Below are 19,070 nucleotides of genomic sequence, written 5' to 3' on the forward strand. Positions count from 1 at the left end.
TTCATACTCAAACATTGCCCAATCCACTTTATCTGCTAAAATATAAAGCGGATGATGCTGATCTAATGTATCTGATAAGGAGAAAAATAAACTTCTCTGATTATCTTTTTTACTGTATTGTAGCATATAAATCTGCAAGAATTATACCACAAAGATATGAATTCTTGCAGATTTAAACAATTATTTTAAATGTTATTTTACTGATAATCAGAAGTGTGAATACTTTTTAAGGGACGACTAAATACTTTTTTAATAAAAGAGGACATCAATTAATGAAGTCCTCAATAGTAAAAAATATTTTGATTTTATTTCTTTATTTCTTTGATATATGCCCTGCGTACTTTATGATTTTCGGCATCAAAGCCATCCCATAAAGAAACCATTTTGTTATTCATTTCAAGTTCAGGGTTAGATTCCGCGAAACTAAATCCGGATTTATGAGCCGAAGGGATGAAGTCACAAAAAATCATTGCATTTAAGCCTTTTCCTTGATATTCGGGCAATATACCCATAATCATTAAGTCTACGACTTTATTTTTCTTGCCTTTCAACGCTTTTAGCAAATGGAACCATCCGAACGGGAATAATTTGCCACGACACTTAATTAATGCTTCAGACAGGCTGGGCATTGATACACCAAAACCAACAACTTCATCTGTCTCTTCTTTTATAATTATTTGAACAACATCCCATCTCAAAAGCGGTACATACATCTTTACGTAATGGTCGATCTGTCGCCGGGTAAGAGATGAAAATCCATATAGAGGCTTGTATGCTTCGTTCAGGCAGTTAAATAGTTTGGTTATATATGGCGTGATTTGTTTTAAACTTTGAAATTTAAGTAGCTTTAATCCGTAACGTTGAGCAATCATATTTGCTATACGCTGATGCCTTTCCGGAATTCCGGCCGGAACGGGTATGCGAAATTCTCTCCAGTCGGCGTCTTTCACAAAACCTAGTCGTTCTATTTGAGTTACATAGTACGGATAACTGTATTTAGTAGCCATCGTGGATACCTTGTCGAACCCTTCTATCAATAAGCCTTCAGGATCGAGATCGGTAAAACCAAGCGGACCGGTTATCGTCTCCATTCCTTTGTCTTTTAGCCATTTTTCCGCAGCAGTAAATAAGGCATCTACAACCTCATTATCATCGATGAAGTCGACAAAGGAAAAACGCCCTTGCTTTTTATTCCATGTATCATTTGCTTTATGATTGATAATAGCTGCTATTCTGCCTACTATTTTATTATTTCTATAAGCTAGGAATAATTGCATTTCGCAAAAGTCAAATGCCGGATTTTTTTTTGTATCCAGAGTGCTCAATTCATCAAGAATCAGAGCTGGCACATAGTAATGGGAATTTTTATATAAATCCTTTATAGGGAATTTTACAAAGGCCTTTTTTAAGGATTTGTTATTTTCTTTAACTTCTTTAATTATTACAGACATATTTTGAATTGTAATAGATGAATGCCTTTCATATTCCGCGCAAAGATAATATTTTTATTTAGTTGTGTTTATGGAGAGTATATAGTTCTTTCTTTTTTAACTTTTTATAGAAGATAAGCTCTCATTCTGTGTTTTATTATTTCCAAATTAGTTCATTTTCAGAAACAATATAGTCCATTTTTATATCTGTAGATTCCGCGGGTATTTTATCCAATAATTGGAAATCGAAACATATTCCAATTTTGGGGGCAGAGATCTTCGATAGAAAACGATCGTAATAGCCTTTCCCACGCCCCAATCTATTCATCTTGCGATCGAAAGCGACACCTGGTACGATAACCAGATCGACTTTTTTGAAATCAGTAAAATCTGTACCAATAGGTTCTGATATATTAAAAGAAGATTGCTGAAATTCAGTAGATGAAGTATACGCCCTGAATACAATATCATCCTTGACTACCACAGGCAGATAGAAGTTCTTCTGACCTTTCCATCTGTCTATAAAGTCAAGGGTTTGAACTTCATCGCTGAGACTATTATATATAAAAATTGTTTTGGCATTTTGAAAAGCACCTGTTATCTCTAATGTGGATAAGACTTCATCGGATCGGCTCTGTAGTTGCTTTATACTGTATAGTTTTTTCAGGTGAACGATTTCTTTTCTGATGTTGCTTTTTTGTATTGCTATCTTCTTCATTTTTTCTTGAAATATCTTCAAATATATTAAAAAACATAGAAATAAAAAAAGAAGGCATCTCGCTTTTGAGACACCTCCTTTTTCACATATTTGTTTTCAGAAATTTAATGACTTTTTCATACAAGTAAGCTCTTGTTGAAGCTCCTCTTATCGAATGATCTTTGTCGGGGAATACAAACATATCGAATTGTTTATTCGCCGTAACTAAAGCATTTGCATAATTCATTGTATTCTGGAAATGGACATTATCGTCGGCTGATCCATGTATCAACAATAAACTGCCTTCCAGTTTGTTGGCTAAGCTTATAGGTGAACCTGCATCGTAACCGGAGGCATTTTGTTGTGGTGTACGCATGAACCGCTCGGTGTAAACGCTATCATAGAATTTCCAGTTTGTTACAGGTGCGATTGCCACACCGGCTTTAAATACGCCATTTCCGCGACTCATACTCATCAGTACATTATAACCGCCATAACTCCAGCCCCAGATTGCTATTTTACTGCCATCTATATATGGTAGAGATGCAAAATATTTGGCGGCAGCGACCTGATCGTCCGATTCATATATGCCAAGATTCATATATGTACATTTACGAAACTCTTGTCCTCTGGCGCCGGTTCCCCGTCCGTCGACTGCTGCTACGATAAAGCCTTGTGTGGTCAGATAGTCTGTCCAATCCATGCCATAGCTGTCTTGTACTGTCTGAGAGTTAGGGCCGCTATATTGTACCATTACTAGCGGATATTTGTGTGAAGAATTAAAGTCAGCCGGCTTCATTATATAGGCGTTCAGGTCTCTGCCGTCTGCTGACTTCACCGTAATAAATTCTTTTGTGGGTAAACTCAATCCGGCGAGTGCTTTTTTCAAATTTGCATTATCTTCCAATACTCGTAGCTGTTTACCTGTAGCATCGTGTACGGTGGTCACCCGCGGCGTTTTGGTATTGGTATAACCATTAATATAGTACTTTCCGTTATTACTGAATGTAGCCGTGTTTGTACCTTGATTAACAGAAAGTTTTGTTTTGAGACCTTTAATCATATCTATTTTATAGATGGCACGTTGTAAAGGGCTTTCTTCGGCAGCCTGATAAAAGACTGTTTTTGTAAACGGATCGACAGACAGAAGATCGGTTACATCGTAGTTCCCTGATGTAAGCTGTTTTTGTAATATTCCATTGTTGTCATATAGATATATGTGAGAAAAACCACTTTTCTCACTAAGATATACAAACTGATTGTCGAAAAACCGAATAGAACTCATCAAATCCGAATCGACATAATAGTCGCTTTCTTCCTTCAGAATGGAGCGGCAGACTGCCGACCGTGCATTTGCCAGATATAAATTGAATATATTCTGATTGCGGTTTAAAGTAAAAATGGCAAGATCGTCTCCTTTAGGCAAGAACTCTATTTGTGGTATATATTCAATATCGCCGGGGATATTCATTTTCCGGATAGTTTTGGCATCTACGTCGAACACATTGCATGTCACCTTCGAATTCTGTTCTCCTGCTTTCGGATATTTGAAAGAGAGAAGAGTTGGATATAGGTCGTTTTTGTACATTTGCATAGAATATTCAGGAACGTTCGTTTCATCGAAACGTACGAATGCCAATAAGCGCCCATCTTCAGAAAAATCCATAAGGCGAACCGTACGATATTCTTCTTCGTATACCCAATCGGTAGCTCCGTTTATAATTTTGCCAAATTCACCATCTCTGGTAATTTGTGATTCTGTTTCGAAATCAAATTTGGCTAGCCAGATATTGTTATTTATCACATATGCAAGCATCCGTCCATCGCGGGAGAATGTAGGGATGGATTGTTTTTCTTTGTTCTCCGTTAATTTCTTAACTAAATTGCGGCGTATATCATAATAATAGTAATTGGCTCTGAACGAATGCCTATAAATTGGTTCATAATCGTTATAAACTAACAGTCGTTTTTCATCGGGGCTCATTACGAAACCTTGAAAAGAGCCCAATGTACATTCTCGGGCTTTTCTTACATCAAAAACCGTATCCGTAGGCAACCCTGTTTTATAGGAGTATTTTATAATCATTCTGTTTTCTTTATCAGCCTGAAAGTATGATTCCCCGTCGGATGATGATGTAACAGGCTGAACACCCCGTGCAGAATATTTGCCGGCTGTAATATCTCTCAATTCCAGACGTTGTCCGTACCCCTGTATAGAAAAAAACAGTAAAGCGAATAATAAACCTAAAAAATGTCTCATGTCTTTTATTTATTTTATGACAAATATATCAATTTTCGGCGGGAGATTCCTCCTTTAAGTTTTATATATTTTGTTTCTCATATCAGATCTTAATTTAAAAATTATATTCCCCCGAAGTACAAAACCGCACTTCTTGCTTTTTTGCTTTCTTAAAAATAGCTTTTGCTTTTTCGTTATCAGGATTAATCCAAGACATACAGTCAGTCAATACAACTGTCTTTTTTGCCAGTTCATCGCATTCATCCAATATATCATTTAGAGAATTGGCCACACAGTAGTCAGCAGCTTCGCCGACTAATAATATTTCATCGTACAGATTCAGCTTTCCAAGCAATTTTGTATTTAATTGTGTTTCAGGGTCTCCCTCCCATTCTACTGCGGCTTTGAATATACTGTAATGTTCTGTGCTTTGAGAATATCCTTTATAAAACAATTCGTATGCTTTACCATTCTTTATTGCCCACTCAGCAAGGGCATCTGTAATAATCCCATCTATAGCCCAGTTTACAGTACCCAAAATACAATGCATTGGCCATACTGTACAGACTTCTCCTTTCGCTTCAAGCCGTTCTAAGTAGAGTAAAGCCCGTTCTTCATTATATTGAGGTTTCCATTTTCCCGTTTTCACATCACCGGCACTGATCACTGAAAATAATTCAGGAAATTCACCTTTTTCATTTTTCCAGTAATATTGATGCGCAATATGTATAGGTTGATGAGAATCCAGAGTTAATGCAATATAGCTTATTTCCTGATTGTTCCTACGGATAAAATCAGCGATCCTCACCACGTCTACATCGGCGTTCTGTACAAATAAAGCACCCGAAGGTATTGTAAAATCGCGTTGCAGGTCTATCCCCAATATGGCTATTTGTTTATTCATAATTTTCACAGTTTACACTAAGCAAATCTACAAAAAAAATACCAGAAGCATAAAATATGCAAAACAGCTACGAATCGGGGCTTTCAGTTCCGGTTATTTTTTTATATTTTTACAACTCAATTTATGGAGCAGTAATATATGGAAGAAGAGAAGATAGATCTACCCGAAATAAATTATTCAGATGATGATATAAAAACCCTCGATTGGCAAGAACACATCCGCCGCCGCCCCGGGATGTATATTGGTAAGCTGGGAGACGGTTCATCTGCCGATGACGGTATATACGTTTTACTTAAAGAGGTTTTAGATAATTCCATCGATGAATATATGATGGGATTTGGAAAGACTATCGATGTTACAATAGAAGAAGGTAGAGTAAAAGTACGCGACCACGGGCGTGGGGTTCCGCTAGGGAAAGTGAAAGATGTCTCTTCCAAGATGAATACCGGAGCCAAATATGATTCCAAAGCATTTAAAAAATCCGTCGGTTTGAACGGTGTGGGTATAAAAGCGGTTAATGCCTTATCCAAGCATTTTGCAATACAAAGTTTTCGTGACGGACAAACCTCTGCTGTAGAATATAGCAGAGCTATTGTTACTCAGGAAAGCAGCATTCAACCGACGACATCCGAAAATGGTACTTCAATAGAATTTATTCCGGACGATACTATCTTCACAAATTATGTTTTTCGTGATGACTATGTAGAAAGTCTATTGAAAAATTATGTGTTCCTGAATACAGGGCTTACGATAATATACAACGGTAAAAAATTCTTTTCGAAAAATGGCCTTGTTGATCTCCTGAACGAAAACATGACCTCCGAACCCCTATATCCGATTATCCATATAAAAGATGCTGATATAGAGGTTGTCGTTACTCATACAGACCAATACGGAGAAGAATATTATTCTTTTGTAAATGGTCAACATACTACTCAAGGTGGGACGCACCAGTCAGCTTTCCGTGAGTCACTTTCACGTGTTATAAAAGAGTTTTATAATAAAAACTTCGATTATGCCGATATACGCAGCGGTATTGTAGCTGCCATTAGTATAAAAGTTGAAGAGCCTGTTTTTGAGTCACAAACAAAAACCAAATTGGGATCGAAAGATATGGGTCCCGGCGGTCCTTCTGTTCAAAAATTCATAGGGGACTTCCTTAAAAAGGAACTAGATAACTATCTGCATAAGCATGCTGAAACATCCGATGCTTTATTGAAGAAAATACTGGAATCGGAGAAAGAACGCAAAGCTATAGCAGGTGTTACAAAACTTGCACGTGAACGTGCGAAGAAAGCAAACCTGCATAATAAAAAACTTCGTGACTGCCGAATACATTATAACGAGACTAAGGGTGATAATTTGGATGACACCAGCATCTTTATCACCGAGGGAGATTCGGCCAGTGGTTCTATAACCAAAAGCCGTAACCCTAACTTGCAAGCAGTATTCAGCCTAAGAGGTAAACCACTCAACAGTTTTGGGCTGACAAAAAAGATCGTATACGAAAATGAAGAGTTCAATCTGTTGCAGGCTGCATTAAATATAGAAGACGGGTTGGATGGCTTGCGCTACAATAAGATCATTATAGCAACTGACGCTGATACGGACGGTATGCACATTAGATTGTTATTACTGACTTTCTTCCTGCAATTCTTTCCCGATCTGATAAAGAAAAATCACGTATATATTCTTCAAACACCGTTATTCCGTGTGCGCAATAAGAAAGAGACAATATATTGTTATACAGAAGAAGAACGCATAAACGCTATTAATAAGTTAGGTGTAAATCCTGAGATAACCCGCTTTAAAGGGTTAGGTGAAATATCACCTGATGAGTTTCAGTATTTTATAGGTAAGGATATCAGGCTCGACCGTGTATCGATGAAAAAGGAAGACCTGGTGACAAATATGCTAAACTTCTATATGGGGAAAAATACTCCTGAGCGTCAGGAGTTTATCATCGACAATCTGGTAGTGGAAGAAGACTAATAATATGTTATTAAATATAGTCAGATAGATATAGTTATATAACAGGTTTTCTTACTTTTGTACAAATTACAGAAATTAAACAACTATAATATTAATTAAATTTTAACCTTATGTTTAAAAACCATCCTAAAGGTCTAGTAATTTTGTCTATAGCCAATATGGGCGAACGATTTGGCTATTATACTATGTTGGCAATTTTTGTTTTATTTATCCAAGCAAAATTTGGATACAATAGTGCTGACACAAGTAATATCTTTGCAATTTTCTTAGCTTTTGTTTATTTCCTTCCACTATTAGGAGGTATTGTTGCTGACCGTTTTCTTGGATATGGTAAGACAATAATACTGGGAATAGTTATCATGTTCGGTGGTTATCTATTATTGGCTGTGCCAACAGGAGTTAATGCCACAGGAAAAGCAATGATGTTTGGAGCTTTGGCCTTAATTGCATTGGGAACAGGCTTTTTTAAAGGAAACCTTCAAGCTTTGTTAGGAAATATGTACGATGATCCTAAATATAGCTCAAAACGAGATTTGGCATACAGTATTTTTTATATGTGTATCAACATTGGTGCTTTTTTTGCTCCTAGCGCAGCAGAGGCTGTAACGAATCACTTTCTGTCTAAATCGGGACTGACATATAATTCGGTAATACCTTCCCTTTCGCACCAATTTGCAAATGGAACTATCAACGAAAAAGGTTTGGAAGCACTCACCAGAGCAGCAGATGCTCAAATACCAGGAGCTAGTGCTAATTTAGGTGATTTTGGACAGATGTATATAGATAAATTGTCAGAATCATACAATTACGGATTTGCTGTTGCTTGCGTTTCTTTGGTTTTTTCATTGTTTATTTTTATCCTGTTTAGAAAGACATACAAGAAAGCAGATGTGACTGCCCGTCAACAAATGGCAGCAGACGAAGCAGCAGGAACCAAAACGGTAGAAACTTTATCCCCTGCTGAAACTAAAGAGCGCATAATAGCTCTTTGTCTTGTTTTTGCTGTTGTTATCTTCTTCTGGATGGCCTTCCATCAAAACGGATTGACTCTCACATTTTTCGCCCGTGACTATACAGTCGATACTGTCAGCGGGTTTGACAGATTCAGTTTTGGATTACCTACAATGTTGATGGCTATTATCGGGTTCTACGGTTTGTTTTCTTTGATAACATCTACTACTATAAAAGGTAAATCAATAGGTGGGGGCGCATTTATTATAGCGGCAGTCGGAGGGTATTTGCTTTATAATGGCATGCCTGAACTCTTGGGTATCACACCTCAACGTTTTCAACAATTCAATCCATTCTTTATTATTATTTTAACACCACTTTCGGTTGGGCTTTTCTCATATCTTGGCAAGAAAGGAAAAGAACCGTCTGCACCTCGAAAAATCGGATATGGCATGCTTATAGCTGCTATTGGCTTTGTTATTATGTCAATGGGTTCATTCGGGCTCCCTACCCCTAGTGAAGTGGAAGCGACAGGTGGCTACAATATGGTTACACCTAATCTCCTGATTGGAACGTACTTCACTCTTACTATCGCTGAGCTCTTTTTAAGTCCGATGGGTTTATCTTTTGTTTCAAGAGTAGCTCCACCCCAATACAAAGGTATGATGCAAGGAGGATGGCTAGCCGCTACTGCTGTCGGCAACTATGCTGTAGCAATAATCGGATATTTGTGGGGAGGTATGCAATTATGGTTAGTCTGGGGAATTTTGGTCGTTTTATGCTTAGTTGCAGCCGGATTCATATTCTCAATAATGAAACGTTTAGAAAAAGTTGCGAAATAGTAGATTCGTCTAAAACTAATAAAAAAACACCGGAAAAATCCGGTGTTTTTTATTTTATACCTCGACATTTGTACCATCTGATCCATCGCCATCAGTTACTTCCTCCGGCTTTTTCTTTTTTCGCAACATCGATATACAATATATAACAGACAAAACGGATACTCCACATAGTAAATATACCCCGCTACCGGCTTTAGGCAATTTGTAGAACAAATTAATCGATATAGCGACACCCAGAATACCTGTGATCAGTAAAAAGAAACGAGCCGCTTTTCGCTTCAACCATATCCATAACAGGCAGACAATCACACTTAAGAATGGTATTGAAAAAACCACATAAGCAGTATATTCAGATTCTTTATTCTTTGAAAAGAATTTAATAAAATTAGTGGTTTTAGTCACCCCCTGCTGAAAACCGGGAATATCCCATCCTGTTTTTTTGAGAAGCCCCCAGTCAAGCCAAGGTAAAAAGAAGGCAATAATAAGGAGTATCGCGAACACCATCTCTATGGAGATGTACCTGTTTAATTTATGCATATCTATAATTCTATTTCGTCTGCTGATATATAGCCGCGTGTAATACAATAAAAGATGAGTCCCGAAACGGTTTTAATCCCTAGCTTAGCCGTTATATTCTTCCGGTGGGATAATACCGTATTCAAGCTTATATTGAGCTTGTCGGCAACCTCCTTGTTTAAAAACCCCAAAGCGACAAGACGCAGTACATCTAATTCACGCTGCGATAATGGCTGGGTTCTGTTCTCTCTAAGGGCATGGCTGACGGCAATTAACTCCTGAAAATCTTCTAATCCCGATTCTGAAAGGTCTTCAACCATCGGCCTTAATATCTTTTCTCTGATCCGGTTATGTTTTTCCAAATCCTTTTGAAAACTATCAATGGTAAAAATAACAGCATAACACATATTCTCATTGAAGTTCCCCGATATATGCTTTATAATTATACTTTTAAGATCGGTAAGCAATGCCAGGGATGCATTCCCTTTTACCATTCCCTGTTCTATCTGTCCTATCAGTTCACCCTTAAACTCATCAAATAAACGGTTTATCAACTTTAATTGAGAGTTGTTCGGATCACTCATCGACAGGAATGCTTTCAAATGTTTTTCCAAATTGTGCAATTGTGCATGAATCAAATAAGCATCAGTCTGTTTAATATAATTTACAACAAGCTCGATATCGAACTTCTGAAGTTTCTTCTCCGGAAAATATTCTTCATTTAGGAAAGTATTCAGAATAACCAAGAAGAAATCACTGTTTATCCTGGCAGATAAACATATCTCACCAATAGTTTGGTCACCCAATCCCAGCTTTATCCCAAATCTGTTAATGACAGGAATTAGCTGGTGATTTTCTTCTATAACTTCGGATAATATGGATGATGCATCTAGGAAAAACATTTGTTCTATTTATTTTAAGCAAAAATACATATTATTTGAGAATAAATTATGGCTTTGCTTTAAAAACAGCATCTCAGGTAGTCTTATAATAATATTCCAAATATTTATTCATATATATTATAAATCACACATTCTACATTATAGATTCTAACAATATGAGATTAAAAACAATTGATGAGGAATATTGATCACTTTATAAACAAATATTGAATCAAAATTGTTAAATTTACAGTATCTAATAAAAAACGTAAGGTATGAAAAAAATATATTTAACATGTATAATGCTATCCGGACTACTTCTAAGTTCGATATATGCACAAAATATAAATTCTAATAATAACAATCAAAAAACAAAAGCTATGAAATTTGAATTACCAAAGTTGCCATATGCAACAAATGCTTTAGAACCAGTTATCAGTCAACAGACTATTGAATTCCATTATGGAAAACATCTTCAAGCATATATTACAAACCTGAATAACCTTATTCAAGGTACAAAGTTTGAAAATGCCGATTTGGAAACAATAGTAAAAGAAAGTGACGGGGCAATTTTCAACAATGCAGGACAAACTCTGAACCATAACATCTATTTCCTTTCATTCAGTCCTAACGGAGGAGGTGAACCTAAAGGAAAATTAGCTGAAGCAATCAATGCCGCTTTCGGTTCGTTCGAAAACTTCAAGAAAGAATTTAATGCAGCAGGTGTTGGTCTATTCGGTTCAGGATGGGTATGGCTGGCTAAAGATAGCGCAGGCAAATTGCAAATAACAAAAGAAGCAAACGCAGGCAACCCTATTACAAAAGAGTTAACTCCACTTCTTGGATTCGACGTATGGGAACATTCATATTATTTGGATTACCAGAACCGTCGTGCCGACCACTTAGCTGAGTTGTGGAAAATTATAGATTGGAGCGCAGTAGAAGCTCGCTATTAATCAAACGTGGGTTCATAAATATATGAACCTCTCATAGCCACGAGAGGTCGGAAGAAAAATCTTCCGGCCTCTCGTGTATATGATCTGCTCTGTCCAGACACGCGTCCTGTAGTAAGTAGTAAGTAGTAAGTAGTAAGTGAACAACTCGTATCTTTTTAACTAAAATGTAACAAACTTCAGTTAGCAGTAGTTAGTAGTCAGTAAACAGTAAACAACTTGTACCTCGTATCTCGTCTACTAGTAACTTTTAACTAAAAAGTAACAAACTTCTACAGTCAACAGTCAACAACTCATAACTTTTTAACTAAAAGTGACAAAGATACGATATACCAGCAGATTAATAAAATTTAATAATATCCTATTGATAACCAGTGCATAACATATTCATTTGGAATTATACAACTTTATTAGCTAGTGGTTATCCGTCTTTCTTATATAGTCTTTCACATTCAAACCATATTTCTTTTTGAAGTATTTATTGAAACGAGTATGATTATTAAAGCCTGTTTCCCACATAACTTCCGAAATCCGTTTTTCTCCCGATTTTAGCAATTGAGAAGCCCGTTGTAACCGAAAATCACGTATGAGTGATGACGTCTGCATTCCTGTTATCATAACTATCCTTCTGTGTAATTGCATACGAGACATATTTAGCATTTCAGCCAAAATTTCTACGCCAAATTCAGGATTGGAGAGGTTTTCTTCAATTATTTTTGATACTCGCAACATTAATTCTTCGTCAGAAGATGGGATATTTACTTCGGCCGGTTCGAGGATGATTTCGGCTTGGGTACGTGAAACAAGGTGTTCTCTCGTTCTAAAGAAGTTTCTTATTTTCTTAATCAGTACAAGGTAATTGTACGGTTTATAGATAAGATCTTCCGCTCCTGCCTCCATTGCCTCTTTGAGAGTAATTTCATCTGACTTTATACTATGTAAGAATATCGGAATGTGGCGTGTATGTATATCTGCTTTTAATGTCTTACAAAGTTCTATCCCATCCATAAATGGCATCATTATATCTGATATTATCAAATCGGGCTGATGCTTTTTTGCCGACTTGAGGCCGGCAACCCCATCCGATGTTTCTATTATGTTATAGTATTTTATCAAACAGTCTTTTATATACATCCTCAGATCAATATTATCTTCCACAAGCAATATTGTTTTTCCTTTGTCACCATTCTGATTTCGTTCTACTGTATAGATTTCTTCACTTACAGTTATTTCATTATTCACGCTATCATCTATAATTGGCAATATAAACTGATTATCATAGTCAGGATTGATTGTGTCATTAATTTGTTCTTCGCTATATGCTTCTTTGCTGACAGAAAATTTAAATGTAAAGCAAGTACCTTGGCCTTCTTTACTTTCGACATATATATCCCCCTTATGTATATTCAACAAACTCTTTACATACGATAGGCCTATGCCGGTTCCTTCTATTGTGGAGTTTTTTGCCTGATAAAACATCTCGAATATTTTATCTAGCTCACTTGCGGGGATTCCTTTTCCTGTATCTTTTATCGAAACAATTGCATACTCAATGCCATCATTATCGTCCATTTGGTGAATATGTATGTCAATTATTCCTTTTTTAGGTGTATACTTAAAAGCATTGGAGATTATATTAAATAGGACTTTATCTATTTTATATTTATCATACCATTGTATATCTGTGGGCAATTCATTCTCAAACCTAATAGTTACATCCCTATCGATAGCCAAAAGCTCGAATGAATCAATCATGTTTTCTACTTGAACATGCAAACTATTTCTTGTTATAAGCAATGACATTGTATCTGACGAAATCTTTCGCAAGTCCAAAGTTTGATTGATAAGACCTAGCAAACGTTGTGCATTTCGGGATATTATCTGTAAACGCAATTGCACATGATTATTTTGCTTCCTTATATCGGACATAAGGTCTCTGAGAGGAGAAATAATGAGCATAAGAGGGGTTCGAAATTCATGAGTTATATTGGTGAAAAACCTCATCTTCATTTCGTTCAGTTCTTGCATTTTTTCTTTTTCTACACGCTCCAGATATAATTCATTCTTAAACCTTTGCTTTGTCAACAGATAATGGATAATAAAATAAGATAAGCTTAATATCGCTAGCATATATAGGATATATGCCCAGACTGTTTTCCAAGGGGGAGGCAGAATTGTTATCTTAACCTCTTTAATATTATTAGACCATACACCATCATTGTTTGACGCTTTTATTTTGAAAGTATAGTTTCCCGGAGGAAGATTTGAATATGCTGCTATTCGAAGAGCAGATGTTGTATGCACCCAATTTTCGTCAAAGCCTTCCAATTTGAATTGAAATTGATTTTTGTTTGGTATCGCATAATGGATTCCTACAAATTCGAACATAAAACTATTATTTTTATAATCCAGAACAAGCTCTTTAGTTTGATTGATATCCTGGTCCAAAACTTGTTTATTGCCAAATACCTCACCCGGTCTTATGATCTTACCATGTATACGCAAATTTACAATAGCAACATCGCTCTTGTAAGGATTTTGCTTAATCTGAGAAGGATGAAAATAATTAACGCCATTTATTCCTCCGGCATATATCCATCCATCTTTTGTAATGACTGATGCTTCGGTAAATGTATTGCTCTGCAAACCATCTTGATATGTATACACTTGTGTTTCGTTAGTCTGAGGATTGAAAAAATAAAGTCCTTGACTACAATTGAGCCACAAATTGCCATCCATATCTTCTGTTATAGCCATTACCTTGATTCCATTGAGAGTAGGTATGTCTATAGATGAAATAGAAAGTATATTCCCCGATTTGTCACATACGATTTTATTTAATCCGGCATCTGTTCCTATCCATATTCTTTCCGATTTGTCTTTGTATATATTCCAAATGTGGTTACTGTTGAGAGTGTGTGCCCCTTCGGTGGTATAGACCTCAGTTTCAATATCATTCTCAAAATCGCTATATTTTATCTTAGCCAAACCTCCATCTAATGTACCAACCCAGATTACAGGCATATTCCTTTCAGCTAGTAAATAGAATATTTTTTCGGATGGTATCTTATTTTCAATATCATATAACTTGAAAGAACCTTTCTGTGGATTATAACGATACAATCCTTTTCCCGTCAACGAGCCGAACCATATATCGCCATTGCTATCTTCGCAAAGAGTGCGAACAATACCAACAGGAGACTCTAGTGCTATTCTTTTAGGCAGATTTTTTTTCTGATCAGCATATGCTTCGGTGATGAAGTATAAACAACTTTCTCCACCCATCCATACTTCTTTTTTGAAGGTTTCAAGAACAGATCCCACCGATTTGTATCCTTGAAAATTATTCAGATATTGCATTTGCTTCGACTTATAGTTATATAGATATACTCCTTCAGACTCTGTAACAATCCATATATTATCATGTGAGTCGCATATAAATGATGAAACAAACTTGCTTTTATATCCAAGTTCATTCATTTCGGGTAAGCATAGCTCGTGTAATAAATGGAAGTTTTTTCCACAAATGTCTGTGTAGTTTACACCCCTTTTATGGAATCCAATCCAAAGGATATTAGTTTTATCAACAAATAAGGCGCGAATACTATTGTCGCTGATATTACAAAAAGGCTTATCTGTATGATAATAATTTGTATTGTGCAGAATCCCGGATTCCGCTACCGAGAATTTAAATAGTCCTGAGTTCTCCGTTCCAAACCAGATATTATTATCCTTATCTTCTACAATATCTCTTATTACTGGTCTTGCATCTTTGAATATGGAGTCGTATAAATTACTGATTTCTATATTCTTATTAGTGTGTTTGAAATTCTTTATCTTAAACAACGAATTATATGATGCTATCCATACATTATCCAGATGATCACAAAATAATGCTGTTATATATGGGTTTTGAATCTGGGTAATTTCTATAGCGCCACTCGTTTTCCCTGTTGTTGCATGAGTAGAAGGTATTACATACAATCCTTTTTCTGATGCCACCCAAATATTCCCAGCTTTATCACATAATAACTTGGATATAATGCCCCAATCATCAAAATAATCAAAAATTATGGTATTATTATTGAGGTTTGCTCTCAACAATCCTTTTTCTGTACCTACCCACATATTGCCTGATGTATCAGAAACGATACAATAGATAGTATTATTGGGTATAGCTCCATTCTGAACTGTATAATGATAAAAATTATCATTACCGGGATCATAAACATTAATTCCTCCTCCGTCTGTTCCTATCCATATATTACCATTTTTATACTCGGTCATACATAAGATCCGGTTTTCTGTGAGGCTATTTTTGTTTTTAGATTCGTGTCGTTTCACAATAGTAGAGAAACCGTCAAAACGATTTAGACCGTCATAGCTTGCAATCCATATCAAACCTTTCGAATCTTGGATTATGGATGTAATGGAATTTTGGGAAAGTCCATTATTTACTGTCAGATAATTGAAATGAGGATTGTTTTGTGCCACTATTCTTTCAACGGAAAAAAACGGGATAGCGAATAGTATAGCGCAAATCCAACAAACAACTACCCTTACATATGGGTATCTACTGTAAACAGAACTTATAATATTAGGTTGTATTCGCAATTTTATTTTCAATTAGATTTATTAGGTTCATAAATTTAATAATATAAAATACAGACATCACAGATTATTTGTTAAATCTATAATGTCTGTATTGTTAAAAGCGCTAAGAAGTTTATTTGTAATTAATCGAAAAAGCTTTCCAGTTTGAATAGTTTGATCTTCGACGCCTGTATTATTCGTTCTGTCTGTTTATCTATGTTTATCAAGATACCTATAGATACTTGTTTTTTCCGATCGATGGAAAATTCTAGAGGAAGTGTTTTATTATTGAAATCGGAAACGACCTCCACTGATGCAATTGCGCCAGAAACGCCTGTGTTGTCCGGCAACCCATTCCCTTCAGCTACCATCCAATAGGTATCTTTCTCTGGCGCTGTTTTTTTCATCTCCACCTCAAGGCGATATTTTCCTTCTATTAGTTCAAATGACTGGTAAATTTTTCCATTTATAATAGGATTATCCCATGAACCCCATCTTTCTATTCCCATGTAACCACAATTCTGATCATATCCTGCTCCTTCTGGTCTAGACTCAGTGACAGCTGCATTTGCAATCCAATCTTGCAAATTTGCAAAGCGTGTGGTAGTACCTTCTTTTCGTGTAAATGTGGGGTTTAGAAAATATCTATCTGTTACATCTATTTGCTTATTTCCAAAGTCGGCTGTATTCATTGTTATATAAACAGAATCTAACGAGTTAAGCTTATAGTTATCCAAGTTGCGAACTTTTAATTTTACGGCAATTATTTCCCCTTCATTGGCATCTAACGCCTCTTTCTTAATACTTAAATAAAACGCTTTACTCTTATTGCCTGCGGGCACATTAAGATTTGTTATTTTATCAATCCCATTTTCTGTTGCTGTTAGAAAGCAATCTCCGGCATTGAGACCGACACTCCCTTCGGGAATGTCATTGTAGTCTAAAACCAAATCTGCGCTAAAGCCTATATTTTCATCAAACCCAGACAGAGCCAGACCAAATGCTTTTTTAAACATAAGATTTTCTTTGTCTGCGATAACATTATCTGTTTTTAGCATTACAGTTCCTTCTTCTACTTGTACCAAGCTGACAGTTTGCTCTATTTTTTCAACATCCTCTAATGTATCAACATCACAAGAAGTAAAAAAGGGAACAGATAAAAGTGCGGATACCCCAGCTAATATTAATATATATTTTTTCATAATCTTTAATTTATAAATATCACAAATTATCATTTACCAACCAGGATTTTGTACACATGCTCTATTCCTGATTGTTTCATCCTCCGGTATAGGCCACAAATAGAATTTTTTAGGGAAAGTACGTTTCTCTATAATTGTCCTCTTATAAAAAGTCGCATCATTCAAACTTTCTCCGGCATCAACATTCATTCCCATTAAAGGAGAGCCATCTGTTTGTTCTGCAATTTTCCATCTGCGAGTATCCCATGCTCTAAAGTTTTCGAAAGCAAGCTCTACTCTTCGTTCATCCCTGATAGCTGTTCTCATAGTCGCCTGGGACGCCTTCTTGTCAGTAGTTAATACTGGTATTCCTGCTCTTTTGCGAATAGCGTCAATATACAATGCAGCCTCATTTCTCACAGTCTGATTATCTTGAGATTCGTTCAGCGCTTCAGCATAATTTAAGTAAATCTCTCCTAATCTTACCATTACCAACGACCTAAGAGCTCCAGTCCAGTTTGCTAGATCCGAATTTGGACTGATATTCTTCGAACACAAATATCCTGTAGCACTATGGTCGTGAGAACCACCCTTGCCGCAGTTCCCCTTAAAGAATAACTCTACGGTTTTTGCCGGCTGTCCATCTTCTTTATAAATCCAGTCTGCTCCATTATAAATAATAGATACATAGAATCTTGGTTCGCGGTTTACATACATCATGTTTATCCCTGTTTTGGTATATTTGTCTGCTGCTGTCGAGAATTTAGTAAGATCTTCTGCCGAAGGATCATATTTATCTCCATTAGCCATAAAGTATGAATCTACCATCTGCTGCGAAACGCCTACTCCATTCCATCCGTTTACTATACGTGGAGCACAGTGGCGCTCCCAACCATTATTAGCGTTGGATGAAGCCATTACCGGACGGGCGTAAATAATCTCACTATTCCATCTATCGAGAAAAAGATCTCTATAAGATACATACGGATCGTGACCTGTTCCACTTGTTCCTTTTTTGAACAAACCATCATCAATACCTTTTCCATTCAGAACTTTATCTATCAGTGCTTTGTTTGCATCAGCCGCGTCTTTCCAACGAGATTCATCTCTAGTTGTACTAACCAACGCCGATCCATCCACATTTTTAAATCCGGCGAAATCCGAATTGCCATTCCAAAATGGACTTGCATACAAGAGCAAAAGTCTTGCTTTAAATGCCATTACTGTGCGTTTATCTATTCTTCCTTTATCTTTATCGTTTTCGAAAGTATCAGGTAGGTCTGCACTTTGAATTACTTCATTAAACTCATTTAGGATATATTCTACACATGTTTCGAACGAACTTCTAGGTATTTGCAATTGCTCATTTGTTGAATTTACATCCATCGGGTCGTTTGGCATAATTATTATTGGGCCATACTGCCGAAGTAAATAGAAGTAATAGATTGCTCTTAAGGCTTTTGCTTCCTGTTTCCAACTAGCTCTAACCATTGGTTCCAGAGTGGGGTCATCATTTTCATCTATCTTATTGATAAATACAGACGCAGAACGTATACCTTTATAAAAATTATCCCATTTATTATAATAGCCACTCCCCGGATTCCAGTTGCCTATATTTATTTGTCTGGCCCATGATGCAGCCCAAATGAAGTCTCCTTCGTCGCATATCCCCATCATGTTATAGTTATTTTGCAGCTCTAGCTCATCGGGAATAAAGCTATAGATACTACTTAAATAAGACTGGGAACGTGGTCGAGACTTGAATATATCGTCTAATGTTAGCATATCGTCCGGTTTTTTGTCCAGATACCCGTCGCATGATGAAAAGGGAATAACTATTAACCCTATAACGACAGCGATTATTATTTTTCTTATATTATTCATTGCTTTA

At 36.3% G+C, this 19,070-nt stretch carries 12 protein-coding genes; 3 read left to right on the top strand and 9 right to left on the bottom strand.

Going from position 1 to position 19,070, the window contains the following annotated elements; translation table 11 throughout:
* Window positions 1-305: 305 nt before the first annotated feature.
* From ACYPZI_RS06850 to ACYPZI_RS06865, 4 genes are all read right to left on the bottom strand, one after another.
* Window positions 306-1,451 (bottom strand): hypothetical protein, encoded by a 1,146-nt coding sequence (locus ACYPZI_RS06850; protein WP_459599943.1) that lies wholly within the window; start codon window positions 1,449-1,451, stop codon window positions 306-308.
* A 136-nt stretch (window positions 1,452-1,587) separates the two neighbouring features.
* The gene (locus tag ACYPZI_RS06855) at window positions 1,588-2,148 is read right to left on the bottom strand and encodes a 5-formyltetrahydrofolate cyclo-ligase (RefSeq protein WP_459599945.1); all 561 of its coding nucleotides are present in this window, start codon (window positions 2,146-2,148) and stop codon (window positions 1,588-1,590) included.
* Window positions 2,149-2,230: 82 nt separating this feature from the next.
* Window positions 2,231-4,387, bottom strand: coding sequence for a S9 family peptidase (locus ACYPZI_RS06860; RefSeq protein WP_459599947.1), 2,157 nt, complete (start codon window positions 4,385-4,387; stop codon window positions 2,231-2,233).
* Between the two features lie 94 nt (window positions 4,388-4,481).
* Window positions 4,482-5,270, bottom strand: a complete 789-nt coding sequence (locus ACYPZI_RS06865) for a cysteine hydrolase family protein (protein WP_459599949.1) — start codon at window positions 5,268-5,270, stop codon at window positions 4,482-4,484.
* Window positions 5,271-5,408: 138 nt separating this feature from the next.
* On the opposite strand from ACYPZI_RS06865, the gene ACYPZI_RS06870 reads away from it, so the two are divergent.
* Window positions 5,409-7,262 (top strand): DNA topoisomerase IV subunit B, encoded by a 1,854-nt coding sequence (locus ACYPZI_RS06870; RefSeq protein ID WP_459599951.1) that lies wholly within the window; start codon window positions 5,409-5,411, stop codon window positions 7,260-7,262.
* 110 nt (window positions 7,263-7,372) lie between these two features.
* The gene (locus ACYPZI_RS06875; protein WP_459599953.1) at window positions 7,373-9,055 is read left to right on the top strand and encodes a peptide MFS transporter; all 1,683 of its coding nucleotides are present in this window, start codon (window positions 7,373-7,375) and stop codon (window positions 9,053-9,055) included.
* 54 nt (window positions 9,056-9,109) lie between these two features.
* On the opposite strand, the gene ACYPZI_RS06880 is transcribed toward ACYPZI_RS06875, so the two are convergent.
* Complete coding sequence (locus ACYPZI_RS06880) at window positions 9,110-9,592, bottom strand: hypothetical protein (protein WP_459599955.1); 483 nt, start codon at window positions 9,590-9,592, stop codon at window positions 9,110-9,112.
* 2 nt (window positions 9,593-9,594) lie between these two features.
* A complete protein-coding gene (locus tag ACYPZI_RS06885; RefSeq protein ID WP_459599957.1) occupies window positions 9,595-10,473 on the bottom strand; it encodes a helix-turn-helix domain-containing protein in 879 nt (292 codons plus the stop codon).
* 359 nt (window positions 10,474-10,832) lie between these two features.
* Here ACYPZI_RS06885 and ACYPZI_RS06890 point away from each other — a divergent pair, with 359 nt between their 5' ends.
* Window positions 10,833-11,408 (top strand): superoxide dismutase, encoded by a 576-nt coding sequence (locus ACYPZI_RS06890; protein WP_459599959.1) that lies wholly within the window; start codon window positions 10,833-10,835, stop codon window positions 11,406-11,408.
* 411 nt (window positions 11,409-11,819) lie between these two features.
* Here the strand turns inward: ACYPZI_RS06890 and ACYPZI_RS06895 are convergent, their stop codons facing one another.
* From ACYPZI_RS06895 to ACYPZI_RS06905, 3 genes are all read right to left on the bottom strand, one after another.
* The gene (locus ACYPZI_RS06895) at window positions 11,820-15,899 is read right to left on the bottom strand and encodes a hybrid sensor histidine kinase/response regulator transcription factor (RefSeq protein WP_459599961.1); all 4,080 of its coding nucleotides are present in this window, start codon (window positions 15,897-15,899) and stop codon (window positions 11,820-11,822) included.
* Window positions 15,900-16,141: 242 nt separating this feature from the next.
* On the bottom strand, window positions 16,142-17,200 hold the full coding sequence (locus ACYPZI_RS06900) for a DUF5013 domain-containing protein (protein WP_459599963.1): 1,059 nt from the start codon (window positions 17,198-17,200) through the stop codon (window positions 16,142-16,144).
* A gap of 33 nt (window positions 17,201-17,233) precedes the next feature.
* Complete coding sequence (locus ACYPZI_RS06905) at window positions 17,234-19,063, bottom strand: RagB/SusD family nutrient uptake outer membrane protein (RefSeq protein WP_459599965.1); 1,830 nt, start codon at window positions 19,061-19,063, stop codon at window positions 17,234-17,236.
* Window positions 19,064-19,070: the final 7 nt, after the last annotated feature.

This window comes from Dysgonomonas reticulitermitis, from assembly GCF_054601275.1.